At 35.0% G+C, this 14374-nt stretch carries 10 protein-coding genes; 6 read left to right on the top strand and 4 right to left on the bottom strand.

All coding sequences use genetic code 11. From position 1 onward, the window contains the following. Positions 1-318: 318 nt before the first annotated feature. Positions 319-1929 (bottom strand): APC family permease, encoded by a 1611-nt coding sequence (locus FD20_RS10875; RefSeq protein WP_083489132.1) that lies wholly within the window; start codon positions 1927-1929, stop codon positions 319-321. Between the two features lie 618 nt (positions 1930-2547). Between FD20_RS10875 and FD20_RS10880 the strand changes: the two genes are divergently transcribed. Next, positions 2548-3042, top strand: coding sequence for an NUDIX domain-containing protein (locus FD20_RS10880; protein ID WP_057738523.1), 495 nt, complete (start codon positions 2548-2550; stop codon positions 3040-3042). Positions 3043-3327: 285 nt separating this feature from the next. Here the strand turns inward: FD20_RS10880 and FD20_RS10885 are convergent, their stop codons facing one another. Continuing rightward, positions 3328-4302 (bottom strand): asparaginase, encoded by a 975-nt coding sequence (locus FD20_RS10885; protein ID WP_057738524.1) that lies wholly within the window; start codon positions 4300-4302, stop codon positions 3328-3330. Positions 4303-4525: 223 nt separating this feature from the next. Between FD20_RS10885 and FD20_RS10890 the strand changes: the two genes are divergently transcribed. After that, a complete protein-coding gene (locus tag FD20_RS10890) occupies positions 4526-5362 on the top strand; it encodes a YitT family protein (protein WP_057738525.1) in 837 nt (278 codons plus the stop codon). Positions 5363-5644: 282 nt separating this feature from the next. Here the strand turns inward: FD20_RS10890 and FD20_RS10895 are convergent, their stop codons facing one another. Then, entirely contained in the window at positions 5645-6430 is a 786-nt protein-coding gene (locus tag FD20_RS10895) for a sulfite exporter TauE/SafE family protein (protein WP_057738526.1), read from the bottom strand. 366 nt (positions 6431-6796) lie between these two features. On the opposite strand from FD20_RS10895, the gene FD20_RS10900 reads away from it, so the two are divergent. The 4 genes from FD20_RS10900 to FD20_RS10915 all read left to right on the top strand — a co-directional run bounded on the left by FD20_RS10900 (position 6797) and on the right by FD20_RS10915 (position 12911). Continuing rightward, positions 6797-8542: an ABC transporter ATP-binding protein gene (locus FD20_RS10900; RefSeq protein WP_057738527.1), complete on the top strand. Its 1746-nt coding sequence runs from the start codon at positions 6797-6799 to the stop codon at positions 8540-8542. A 12-nt stretch (positions 8543-8554) separates the two neighbouring features. Then, entirely contained in the window at positions 8555-10300 is a 1746-nt protein-coding gene (locus FD20_RS10905) for an ABC transporter ATP-binding protein (RefSeq protein ID WP_057738528.1), read from the top strand. Positions 10301-10333: 33 nt separating this feature from the next. Continuing rightward, a complete protein-coding gene (locus FD20_RS10910; protein ID WP_057738530.1) occupies positions 10334-11272 on the top strand; it encodes a helix-turn-helix domain-containing protein in 939 nt (312 codons plus the stop codon). Positions 11273-11717: 445 nt separating this feature from the next. Then, positions 11718-12911: an MFS transporter gene (locus tag FD20_RS10915; RefSeq protein ID WP_057738531.1), complete on the top strand. Its 1194-nt coding sequence runs from the start codon at positions 11718-11720 to the stop codon at positions 12909-12911. A 238-nt stretch (positions 12912-13149) separates the two neighbouring features. On the opposite strand, the gene FD20_RS10920 is transcribed toward FD20_RS10915, so the two are convergent. Further along, complete coding sequence (locus tag FD20_RS10920; protein ID WP_057738532.1) at positions 13150-13941, bottom strand: CHAD domain-containing protein; 792 nt, start codon at positions 13939-13941, stop codon at positions 13150-13152. Positions 13942-14374: the final 433 nt, after the last annotated feature.

The raw sequence follows: 14374 nt of genomic DNA on the forward strand, positions 1-14374 counted from the left end.
TAGGATTGGCCGATCAGGAATGTTGTTCGTGAAGAGCATAGATGGCAAAAGCCACTGTAAGGAAGAATATTCACGAATAGAAGACATTGAAATTGCAGGAAATGTATTACTTAACACGATACTTAGATTAGATAAAGAACTGGAATAATGAGGTATAGATACAATTTTTACTTGAAATAAAAAGAAAGTCTTCTTTAGATGAAAGTGATCAAACTAACATCAAAGTAGACTTCCTTTTTTATTTAATTAAAAATATATGCATTTATTAGATATATGAAGATAGCAACATTGCCTCCGTTACTGTTCGTATACTTGCAACTATTCTGTTTTTGACGGTTTAATAACTTTGTCGTTGACTCTTTGAGCTTGCTTGAAGTACTTCGTAAATAAGCGGCTTTCTGTTCCCCAATAATAAAACCCAAGTGAAACAAAGATTATTATGATAAAATCATAAGGATACTTTATTAAGCCCAGACCGTTGAACTCCTTACTACCGACGTATGAAATAATAGTTAGGAATACGAGATAGAAAATCATCCATAAACTGCTGAAAAACTGTTTTTTGGTTCTAGTCCAATCATTTTTTAACTCATAGTAGAGGTAGAGCGGTAGACCAAGTAGAATAATAAGGATTACCTCAAATGTTGTCGGCCACATGGCCCAATAAATTGCTAGTGAAGATAAGGTGAAGGCAAAGGGTGCCATAAATCTAAGTCTAGAATTTCTAACAGGCCGTGTAAAATTAGGTGCCATTTTACGAAAAGAAATGACAGTAACCGGTCCAGTCAAATATGCAATTAAAGTTGCTGTTGAAACGACACTAGCAAGTGTTCCCCATGAACGAAAGACGGAAACCATCAGCATGCTGATAATAGAATTAGTTACAATAGCGATGCGCGGAATTCCAAATTTATGATTGACTTTTCCTAAAATTTTAGGCAAATGTTTGTTGTCAACCATGGCAGCAAGTGCACGTCCTGTTGATGCAACAAAAGATACACCTGTTCCAAAAGGAGAAACAAAGGCATCCATGTAAAGAAGGACAGAAAGCCAATGAATACCCAAAAGGATAGCCAAATCTGCAAAAGGAGACTCAAAATTGATGCCGCTCCAGCCATGTTCTGCAATCATATGTGGGCTAATGGAAGTGATGAAAGTTGCCTGAAGAAGAATATAGATTATACTGCTTATTAAAAGAGATAAGATGATACCTCTTCTGATATTTTTACGCGGTTTTTGTATCTCGCTGCCTAAGTTAATAACCGTTTGAAAGGCATTAAAGGAAAAGATGATTCCCGAAACGGTGGTTGCTTTGAAAATTGCTGCAGAACCGTAAGGCATAAACGAGGAGAGACTGGTACCAAAGTTTCCTGGATAAAAACTTGATAGGCCCAGCATGATAATTGTTAGTAAAGGTATTCCAACTTTAAAGACGGAGATAAGGCTAGTGAACCTTGTTAAAAGTGAGACAGACCAGTAGTTGAACAAGGTGAAAATGATGATGAAAGCAAAAACCATTAGTAATCCAGTCGAAGTAATAGTCCCATGCTCGACAAATTGTGAAGTAAAATGGGCCCACTTCCAAGGCCAAGTTCCCATGTATTGGACAGCGGCAACTGCTTCAATTGGGATGATGGTAACTAGTGATATCCAATTGGCCCAAGAAGCGATGAAGCCAAGCAAAGATCCGTGAGTATATTGAGCATATTTGCTCATTCCGCCGGATTCAGGCAGCATTGTTCCAAGTTCGATGTAGTTATAAGCAATTATGCCTATTACAGCTGCCCCAACGACCCATGAAAGTATCGCCGCAGGACCAGCAACTTTGGCAGCTTCCCAAGAGCCAAACAGCCAGCCAGAACCAATCAATGAACCTAAACCAAGCATTACAAGATTAAACAAACTTATTTTTTCTTGTTCTTTCTTAATAAATTACACACTCCTTAAATTTTAAACAATACATATTTAAGGGTAACATAAATTACCTGCGCTGTAATTTTCATCATTGATTCTTTAGAAACAGGTAATAATATTCTAAAAGAGTTCTTAAAGATAGAATAAAAAAGTTGGATGTTTGGTCTAAATTTTCAAAATTAATATTTCTTTTAACAATCAATCAGTGTAAAATTTGTGAGTATTATCTTTGATTGAACCAAAGTCCAATTGCCATTTACATTGCTGTAAACTTCCCCCTAAAAAATACTGTGTGCTTTAATTGATTCTTAATTTAGGTGCATCTAATTATTAAGTTTTATGTTGCTTAATATCTGATATAATACATATTGAGTAAAATTCCATGGTGTGTACTCGGAAAGATGGACAATAGTTTGCGAGCAATAATAAGAAAATAATAGTAAAGAGAGTGACAAACTAGATAGCAGCGTGAACAAAATTGCCAATACATGCACAATTAGAATATTTTAAAAAGGTACATACATGCTTGAGTTGCTAAATTTGAATGTGGCTACACATTTGGCAATAAATTAGACGAGGTAAGTCAGGTTTTCTCCTGTCTATCCCGCAAAAAATTAAAAGGAAAGAGAAAAAATGAATAAAAATTATATAGCTAGAATGCGAGAAAAAGTTGGACACGAGGGTATGATATTTGTAACAGCCTACGGGGTCCTGTGGAATGAGACCCATGATGCGATTTTATTAGAAAAACGTTGGGATTCTGATGTAGGTTGGGGATTTCCTGGTGGATATTTGGAATATGGTGATTCACCTACGCAAGCAGTTATACGTGAATTTAAAGAAGAAACCAATCTTGATGTTGAAGTCATACGTGTCTTGGGAATATCGACCAATATTACGAAAAAAAATTCCTGGGGTGACGCACAAGAGACCGTTGGTATTGGGTTTGAAGTTAAAAAAGTTGGTGGTTTTATCCAAAAAGATGGGACCGAAACGTTGGACTTGCAATTTGTACCTGTAAATCCAGAACCAAAGATGTTTGTTCCGCAGGCTCAAAGCACCATGCACCGCATTTTGACTGAAAATGAGGTAAGTGATAAACCGTGGTTAAGAGAACCAGGTGATTAGGTACCAAAGCAGCAGAAAATACGTGTTTTTAGACAGAAATAAAAAAATTACGATGTTGATTATTTGACGCTATATGCTTTTCAATAATGAAGGTTAAAAATTAAATAAATTAAAAAATCAGGCCCAGGTTTCTTTACAGAAATCTGAGCCTGATTTTGAATTGCTTTTCGATGTTGTATTAGATGAAAAAATGGAGCAATTTTCAAAAATACAGTTTTAATTGTTTTTGATGACTGAATCGATTTTCTAAAAAAAGAGCAAGAGCGAATAGTGAGACTATAGAAATTAGGAGACAGCATTGCTGACAAATCGACGCAGCTCTGCATCTTTTTTGTTGTTGCTGAGAGCTACAAGCAGTTTGATCCGTGCTTTTTGACCGTTCAATCCTTGGCACAGAATCAGTCCCATTTTCTCAAGCTGAATTCCGCCACCAGTATAATCGTAGATTTTTTGGGCAACACCATTATAGCAGCGTGATACTAAGACAATTGGAACATGATGGTCCAGTAATTGCTGAATAGCTGCTAATGTTTGAGGCGGAACATTTCCCGCGCCGAGACCTTCAATGACAAGTCCATTTGTTTTTTCATTATCTAGAGCGGAGAAAAGTTCGCCATCCATTCCAGCATAGGCTTTCAAAAGATAAACGCCTTCAACTACATGATTAATATCGCAAACTTCGGTTTGAATTAATTCTTGAAAATATTTTGCTTTATGCTGGGTAACAATTCCAATCGGACCAAATGTAGGAGTTCGAAAAGTATCCACATTAGTGGTATGTGTTTTGGTGACAAAACGAGCTGTATGAATTTCATCATTCATCGCTACTAAAACACCTTTACCATAAGATTCACGCGCAGCAGCAATTGAAATTGCATTTTGAAAATTATACAACCCATCTGAACCAACTTCATTTGAAGAGCGCATAGCACCCGTCAAAACAACTGGAATTGTATTAGGCAGGGTAAGGTCAAGAAAATATGCTGTTTCTTCCAAAGTATCTGTCCCATGGGTAATGACGACACCATCAACTCCATTAGTAATGGCCTTCATAATTCGTTGCTTAAGTGCAAGCATTATTTGCGGAGTAATATGCGGTGAGGGAAGATTAAAAAGATTATCTGTAATTAAATTGATCTGGCCCTTTAGGATGACCTGTTCTTTAGCAATAGGATTTTCATTGTTAGGAACAACTTCACCATTCTCATTTTGAGACATTGAGATAGTTCCGCCAGTGTGAATGGCTAGGATTGTTTTCATTTTTATACCTCCATAAAGTAATAAGCTGATGTCAGCATGCATGATAAATTGTAAATTATTTTTTGAAAAGAGTTGTGCATAAATAATTATTTTGCTGTCATTGTTCATTCTATATCATTTAGACATAAATTATTCAAAAATGTCCAGGCTGAATATGATATATTATAAGATACGATGCATATACGACGTCAAAGATGTGTCCGAAGTATGTTTGAGGAGGAAATTGCTTATAAAACGCTACAGGGATTTATTCTATATTGCACTAGGATCTCTAATATATGCTATTGCTATTAATTATTTTTTAATTCCGACTATGCTGGGCGAAGGTGGAGTTACAGGCCTTACTACCATAGCTTATTACACACTTAAAATTCCAACATACCTTACCAACTTTGTTTTAAATGGGTTATTATTGTTGGTTGGTCTCAGATTTTTAGATCGAAAAACTATTATTCGGTCTTTGTGGGCAGTAGTATGGTTATCCATTTTTTTAAGAATTCCAGTATTTTATGTTTATCACACGAATCAGACTATCATTCCAACTATTTTTGGTGGAGTTCTTACAGGAATTTCGATGAGCTTGATTCTTAATGCTGGGGGATCGATTGCTGGCAGTACTGTGTTAGGAAGAATTTTCAATAAATATTTTGGAACCCCAGTAGGTTCGGCAACACTATTTTTTGACTTAGCTGTTGCTATTCCTTCAATGTTTATTATCGGATTTGAAAAGATGCTGTTAACGGTTCTAGGACTATATATATCTGCTAAAATCACTAATTTATCGTTGGCTAGATTTGGAGCTAAGCGAGTACTGCAAGTTATTTCAAATCAGTATGAGGATATTGCCCAGTCAATTTCTGACAATTTGGGGCAAGGAGTTACAGTGGTGCAGGCCGCTGGATTTTACAGCAAATCAGATCGACCAATTATTTATTTTATCTGCACACCCAAAGAAATGGCTCATATTATCCCTGTAATCAGGGATGCTGATCCACAAGCTTTGATTGTTACAGAAAGTGTCCGCAGTGTTCGTGCTGCAGATTTGTATCGCTTGCTTTAGAAGCTGTCAAAATAGTTTTTGGATAAAATAAGGGAGCTGGATCAAAATTTAATTTTTGATTCAGCTCCCTTATTGGTTTCGTATAAATGTCCTGTTTGTCCCATGAGTTAAAATTTTTTGTCCAACTATGAATCCATGAACATAACAAATAAAAACCCTAGGCTCGTAGTTTTATGTTTTAGACATGAATTTCAATGTTTAACCCCAGATTACAATTACGATTCACAGCTAATATTTAAAATCTAACGATTATTTGTACACTTTCAAAATAAAAGGGTTAATTCAACTGAAAAAATAAGCTGTTATGAATAAGTAAATACTTAAACCAAAAGCAGCTAAAGAAATAAGTGCTCTTAATAGGTGAATGTTAACGTGACGAACAATAATCGGGCCTAAATAACCACCTATAAGCAAACCAAATCCCAGTGGAGCAACAAACATCCAATCAATATGCGATTTAAAAACGAAAATAATTGCAGCAACTAAATTACCTGCGAAGGCGATTGTGTTTTTCATTGCATTTACGGTAGCAAAATCGTGGCTTGTAATAATAGAAAGAATTGCAAGAAAGATCACTCCTCCAGCGGCACCAAAATAACCGGTATAGGCGCCAACAAGACAAATTCCAAGCAAACTGAACAAAGAAAGCCACCACTTGTTTTTAGTTTTTGTAGAAGCTTTTTTCAGTTTTGCAGTGGGGCCAGCGTTTTTTCGACCGGATATAAACAAAAGTATCCCGGCGAAAAAGATAAAAAAGGGTACAACTTTTTCAAAAGAGGAAGCAGGAGCAGCAAGTAAAAGGATACTTCCACCAATACTTCCAATTAAGGATAGTAGTGTGTAAATTAGTAATTCTTTCCAGTGACCTTGAAGTTCCTTTAATGAAGAAAACGTTGAGCCGATTCCTGAGAAAATAAGTGCTGTCGTGTTTGTGATATTGGCAATTACTGGTGGCAACCCAACAATTAAAAGTGCAGGATAAGAAACCAAAGAAGCTAAACCTGCAATGGAAGCAAGCAGTCCAGCAACGATACCAGCAATGATTAGAAAAATAAATGTTAGCAGCATAAGCGTTTGAGTCACTCCTTTCTAATTAATTTACTGCATTTCTTTCATTAAAGCCACCATTAGAATTGGTTTTTATTTAAAAAAGTATTATCTAGAAAATGTTTAAGCTGGTTTATGCCATTTATTGAAGTATAAGCCAGGTTTTTAATTGATTAATGTGTTATAAAATTCATCAATGATGGTCGTGTCACAATGTTTTGGAGGTTATTTGTCCTTTGAGCAGAGAATACAATAAAACAATCGCTTTTTTACCAGTATCACAGTTCCTAATAAAAATGTCTAATTGGATTATCTTTGTCTTTTTGGATCAAGAATTAAAAAGGAAAAGATTAATCTAAGAGAAGCTTTTAGTTAGGAGAGAAGTTTATGAAAGAGAATTGGTTAAGAACACTGTTTCGTTTCACAAGTGGTCACAAAACTCTATTTATTTGGTCGATCTTTTTCTCAGTTTTAAGTGTTTTTTCTGGAATTGTTCCGTATGTAGTTGGATCAAGGTTAATGACCGATATTATTGAAAAAGAGAGCAGTCAGTATGGAATTATGACCCTTTTAGTACTTATGTTGGCTGCATTTGTATTAAAAACTATTTTTCACTTTATTTCTACCACACTTTCACACCATGCGGCGTATAACATTTTGAATGATCTAAGAAATGCAATTACAGATAGATTGATGAGGACTTCTCTCGGTGTCGTCAAACATTTTTCATCGGGGACAATCAAAGATACTATTCTAGATCGCACTGAAAAGGTCGAGATTCCATTAGCACATATGATTCCCGAATTGTCCGCTAATATATGTGTAGTTGTAGTAACAGTTATTTATCTAACTGTGATTGATGTTAGGCTGGCTCTTGCAGCCCTAATAACTATTCCACTAGCAAGCATTCCATTATTTTTTCTAATGAAAGATTTTGATCAAAAATATCAAGATTATATGCAGGCTAATAGTCAAGTAAATAACGTTATGGTTGAGTATATCGAAGGAATTGAAGTTATTAAAACGTTTAATCAAACAGGCGTATCATTTAAAAAATTTTCAGATGCAATCATAGGCTTTAAGGAATATACGCTGAATTGGCTGCAGACTGCGTGGAAGACACAAAATATGATTTTTTCGCTGCTTCCGTTTACTTTGTTGGGGACTTTGCCTGTGGGAATCTGGTTGTATTTAGATCATGCACTGAATCTGAATCAACTTTTGCTAGGGCTTCTATTAGCAATTGGATTAAGTGGGCCGCTGAATAAACTGTCACTTTTCACTAATGATTTTAATGCAATGAAGCAAAGTGTTCTCAACACGCAAAAATTTTTAGAACTGCCAATTCTTGATTTTGAAGAAAAAGAGATTCGAGAACTTACTGATAGCAGTTTGAATGTTATCGATGTTAATTTTGGTTATAAAAAAAATGAACGAGTTCTTTCTAACATCAATATAGAAATCCCAAGCAACACTTTTTGTGCAATTGTTGGTGCTTCTGGAAGTGGAAAGTCAACGCTTTTGCAGTTGCTGAATAGATTTTGGGATGTTCAGAGCGGCAAAATCATGTTGGGTGGGGTTGCATTAAAAGATTTGACACAATTGCAATTGAACCAGACAATTAGTTATGTTACGCAGGACAGTTTCCTATTTAAAGGTACGATAGAAGAGAATATAAAAATGGGGAAACCAGATGCGACCCCACAAGAAGTGATCAATGCGGCAAGAACTGCCAGCTGTCTAGATTTTATTGAAGAATTGCCACAAGGTATGAAAACTGACATATCTTTTGGAAATGGACAGTTATCGGGAGGACAGCAGCAACGAATTTCTATTGCCCGGGCAATTTTAAAAGATGCACCTATTATTATCCTTGATGAACCAACAGCCAGTATTGATCCAGAAAATGAACAACGGATTCAAGAATCACTGCGGCAGTTGGCCAAGAATAAAACGGTTATCATGGTTGCACATCGGTTGAGTACGGTCATGAAGGCTGATCAAATAGTAGTTTTAGATAACGGTAGTGTCGTAGATACCGGAGAACATGCAGACTTGCTGAAAAATTGTCCAGTGTATCAACGATTGTGGGATTCATATACTCGGACAGAGGAATGGCATATTTCGAATTAGGAGGGAAAGAGTATGTTTAGCACTATCAAAGATATTATGCAGTGGAGTAAAGGGTACAAAAGGCAAATATACGTGGGTTTCTTTTACTCATTTGTTGCTTCTATGCTCGCAGCACTGCCCTTTTGGTTAGCCTCTAAAGCTGTTATTTTTGCTTATAAAAATATAAATAATAACAATTTTGCACATTTCAAACCAGTTTTTATCCTATTTATTGCTCTAGCTCTTTGCTGTGGACTACGGTTTTTATTCCTGTATTTGAAAGCAAAATCTCAGGAAAGCATAGGATTCCAGATTGCGGCGGATATGCGGTTAGAAATAGCTGAGAAGTTAAAGAAGACATCTATGGGGTATTTTAGTGAGAACAATGTTGGCAGTCTTTTGAATGCAGTTACAACTGAGCTGTCAATGTTGGAATTGCAAAGCACGAAAATGATCGATGTAATCATCAATGGATATATCAATTTTGTTGTTTTATGTCTTTTTATGCTGGCTATTGATTGGCGAGCTGGGGTAGTGATCTTTATTGTAGGTTTATTGGGTACATTAATCATAGAACAGATAAATAAAAAGAGTAGGCAGAATTCTGATATAGCCAATCATATTCAAACGAAGATGGCCAATAATGTTGTTGAATTTATTAGGGGAATTAATGTTGCCAAAACATATGGTCTAGAGAGTACAGTTTTAGATGGACTAAGGTCAGTTTTCGGGCAAAGCAAACGCATTCGCCTGAAAATTCAAGCTAAGTTTGTTTCAATTAACAGTGTGCTTCTGCTTCTCTTGGATTCAGCAACAGTTGTTACTATACTGATATGTGTTTGCAACCAGCAAGATAATCAATTAAGCTTGAACTTTTTTGTGACGCTGGTATTTTTTTCGTATGTTTTATTTAACAGTATTAAAGAAATGCCAGATGCTACACATATTTTAGGAGCAATAGATGATAATTTGCATCATTTGAAACAATTGGATAAAATGCCATTAATAGATATGGCTGGAGCTGATCTAAAGATCAATCAATACGGAGTAGAATTCAAAAAAGTTGGCTTTGGATATGAAAAAGAAAAAGTTTTGCATGATGTCTCGGTTGTTATTCCTGAAAATAAGACAACTGCAATTATTGGGCCTTCTGGGAGTGGCAAAAGTACTCTTTGCAAGTTGATTGCACGTTTTTATGATTGTGATGAAGGGGAAGTTTTAGTCGGTGGTCATGATGTAAGAGAATTTTCCTATAGCAGTTTGATAAAGAACATCAGTATTGTTTTTCAAAAACCATACTTATTTCATGACACCATTAAGAATAATATTCTTTTTGGCAAAACTGATGCAGATATGGCAGAAGTTTTGCGTGCTAGTAAAAAAGCTTGCTGTCATGATTTTATTATGCAGCTTCCTCAAAAGTATGACACCGTTTTGGATGAAGGTGGAAATTCATTGTCAGGAGGGCAGAAACAAAGGTTATCAATTGCTAGAGCTATCTTAAAGGATGCTCCTATTATTATTTTGGATGAGGCAATGGCAAGTGTTGATCCTGAAAATGAATGGATTTTACAGCAAGCGATTGCATCACTCGTTTTTAACAAGACTATTATAACGATTGCCCATCGCTTATCTACGATTCAAAATGCTGATCAAATTCTTGTAATGGATGCAGGAAGGATTGTTCAAAAGGGCAACCATCGTGAATTGATGGCAGAACCTGGCATTTATCGTGATTTTGTCAATATCAAAGAAAAGGCAAAAAATTGGCAGCTATGAGAAACTTAGGCATTAGAGGGAGAAGGAAAACAAATGCGATCTAAGATTGGTTGGAAGAAAAACGATCATGAAAAAATGAAAACATTAGAAATTATCAGCAAGGACGATATGATTAAAACAAACTATATCGAAGTTTTTGAAGGTGTTTCGGTTTTCTTTCATCAATATAATTTTGAAAAATTTACATCTCCTTTAAGAACTGCCAAGGACAGTCTGAGATTAGATTATTGCTATAGTGGTCAGGTAGATTATGATGTTATGCATAAAAAAAATGTTTTTTTTGAACCCGGTTTTTTAAAAATCGACCGTAGGGAAGTACAGAACAAAAAATATTCATTTCCATCTCAGCGATATTGTGGAATCACTATTCTGATTGATTCAGATATCAAAGAAAGAAATGATCTCGAATATATGACTGGTGGAACATTCGATGTTGCTGCAATTATCAAAAATTATTGTGGTAATAAAAAGTATGTTTTTTTGAAAACTATTTTTCTTGAACGCTTTTTTGAAGATCTACGTTCAGAAGAATTAAAAAGTTCACTCCCGTATCTTAGACTTAAGATTGCTGAACTATTACTATATTTATCCTCAGAAAAAGTTGCAGAAAAAACTTTGCCCAAAGAAATTTTCTCTATAAGCATGATAAATAAGATTCGGCGGATAAGGCAGTATATAGATGAGAACTTTGCAAAGAACATCACTTTAGAGACATTAACAAAAATGTTCGAAATTTCTGCGACTGCGATGAAAAATGAATATCGTGATTTTTATGGAATGTCGATCCATGCTTATATAAAAAAACAAAGGGTAAAGGCCGCCTGCCAGATGTTGAAAAATACAAATTTTTATGTTTCAAGAATTGCCAATGAAGTAGGTTATACTAATCCCAGTAAATTTAGTGTCATGTTTAAAAAAGAAAAAAAACTGACGCCAACCGATTTTAGAAAATATTATCGACATCATCATTAGTATTACATTGAAAATTAAGTCTAGTATAATTTGATGAAATACACTAATTAGCATAATACAAGGCTAAAAAGGAACTAGGTCAAAAGTTAATTTTGGCTTGGTTCCTTTATTGATTCTGTCTCATTCTGAATTGCGCATAGCATTGAAACATGCTGTGTTCTTAACTTGGTGGTAGTGTTTAAATTTTGGCGCATTATGTGATATTTTCTGTTTTTTTATGGAGTAAGGCATAAAAAAACTGGGTAAAATGCAACGAAACTATTTAAAAGGTAAACTAATTTAAAATTTGGTGTCCGTACTAAAGCAGATCTGTATGTTGGAAATAGGTATTATGTGCAGTTGATATATCTCTTTGGAGTCTATTTGTTTATTTGGAGTGGTGAGAACGCGAAACGCTATGTAATCTGAACTTATGCTAAAAATTTCAACATGAGAGGAATTAACGATGAAGAACAAACTTTTTGTTTCGACGCTGGTATCATATTTAGGAATATACATTACTATGCCTGTTTTATCAGCAATATCAACCAAAGCCCATTTAATACCAAGTCAAATCGGTATTATGATTTCTTGTGGAGCATTTGCAATGTTATTATTTGCCCCACTATGGGGTAAAATTAGTGATCGATGGGGGCGCCGGAGAGTAATTGTTACCGGAATGTTAGGAATGGGATTATTCTTTATACTCTACATTTTTCTCTTTCAGTTATCCATTTCGACAAATAAGTCGGTTAGTTTATTGATTTACGGGTTGATAGGCACAAGATTTTTGCTGGGGATATTCATGACTACAACACCAACAGCAGCAAGTGCTTATATGGCAGATATATCTGCACCGCAGGATCGTGCAAAAGACATGGCATCATTAGGCTTTGCTACCGGATTAGCAATGGTTTTAGGGCCGATGATTGGAGGAGCTGTTTCGACAATTGGGAATTTATATACACCTTTTTATTTGACAATTGTTGTTTTATTGGCCTTTTCAGTTATAATGGTAGTTATTTTACCGCGTCGTCAGGCAGCAAGTGTAGCGGAGAATAAAAATAAGTTTGAGGAATTGCCTAAAAACAAAACTAGTGGTTTCTTTTCAATTGAATTGTTTGGCTGGCTGCTAGCTGGCTGTTCGGTTATGTTTATAGTGGTTGTTCTGCAATTGATAACCTCCTTGTTTTTACATGATAATTTTGGGCAGACTGTCACTCAAAGCGCTCAAACTGCTTCGTTATTGTTTTTTATTTTAGGAATTGCACTAATGGCTGTTCAAGTTTTACAGATGAAAGTACTGCAATGGACTGCAAAAAAAATGATGGTTGTCGGAATACCATTGATTATTGTTGGTATGCTACTGACAGCTTTGACCAATTTGTATTATTTAATTTTTGTTAGCTATATTCTGATTGGAGCTGGAGCTGGATTGGGTATTAGTTCACTTTCTGCTGGGTGTTCGTTAGCAGTTTCCGAAGATCAACAGGGAGCCGTTGCTGGTACAGTTGCAATGATACAAGGAATTGCAGGAATTGTTTCACCATTGTTAGGGTCATGGTTATATCAATTGAATTCCCAGCTGCCATTTATTCTATTTGGCTGTTTTTCACTGCTTTCTTACGTAATATTTCTCATAGTAACGAAAAAGAAATAGTAGATGCTGCTGGATAAGCCTCTTAATTGGATTATACAAAAATTTTCTTACTATCATCAAAAAGCCTAAGTACTATATATTGCTGAGTTGTAATATCTTTGAATGGTAGGAGCTGAAAAATTCACAGTATCATTAAATTGCGAGAGTTGTTTAGAATAAATAGCAAAAAGGGTTCTATCTTTTGGAAGGTAGAACCCTTTTTTATCACTTGAATCAGCACAAGGTTTAAGCTTCTAAGTCAATTAGTTTCTTCTGAAATGTATATTTTCCGTTGAGCTTGAGCAATGCGTAATAAAGTTTCTTTTGCATGCTTATTCTCGGCTTGCTCTGCAAGGTGATGCAGTAAGTCATAGTTAACATGCGCATCCGTAATTTTTCCACAGATACTTTGGATCTTTCTAGCTTTTTTACTGACTTTCTTATCATTTTTAGAAAGGAACTTTGCAAAATAGGTTGTTGAATAGCGTAAAGTTTTGGCCTTTTTTCGTATTTGATGAACTAGAGTGTAATTTTTGAAATCTAAATCAGCATAAAGTCTCATCAGTTTTACTTTTCGGCGGTCCAATTCTCGTGAAAGATATTTGGACCAATCTATTTTTTTGTTGAAGTCTAAAGCATCTAGTTGAGTTTTAACGTGAATAAGATATGTGATCAGGGATTGCTGTATTGAACTTACTAAAAATTTTTGCAATTCTTCGTCACGTTTGATATGAAAATTTTTAAAAATTTGACGATAATTAGTGTTTTCTTCAGGGTGATTATAGGCAAATTCACCAGATTTAGCAATCAACACATCAAGTTCCCTTAGAGGGCCCAAAATTTTTGCAGCTTTACTTAGATTTTTATCGATATCTTCACAAGCAGTTTGCGGTAACTTTTTTTTCAAAAATTTGATTAGTCCGCGCAACGTCCGAATAGCTACTCTCAGATCATGGATACGAACAGCATCATAAGGATTACTACGGCAGCGGATCAGTTCTACTTGAATTGAGTTATATTGTTGTTGCAAAATGTCGGATATTGATATCATAATTTACCTCTTTTCAATTCTTGAAAAATAAGATAATAAAACAAACAGCAATAAGGACTTTGAATTCGGTTTCAATACGATATACCTTACAAGAAACTATATAAAAATTTTATTTAAAGAGCAAGTAATATGCAAAATTAAAAAAACATTATCGTGCAATATATTTTTGCAAGAAATTGTTAATTATCGAACTTAAAAACAGCAAATCCCTTATTAAACTATGATTCTGGTTTCTAAGAAATATTATCAATTTAAATTTTAGAATCTGTAATTTGCACGGAGATTCGAAAATACTTTTGATCATAGCAAGTAAAACTAATACCGAAAAACCGCCTCTGTGCTCATTTAATTGTTTTTTAAATTTAAATAAGCTAAAATAAGAGGCTGTGACATAAGTCTCCATAATAAAGGCCGGTTTGGAAAAATCTTTGGT

This window comes from Liquorilactobacillus uvarum DSM 19971 (genome assembly GCF_001434935.1).
Taxonomy (GTDB): domain Bacteria; phylum Bacillota; class Bacilli; order Lactobacillales; family Lactobacillaceae; genus Liquorilactobacillus; species Liquorilactobacillus uvarum.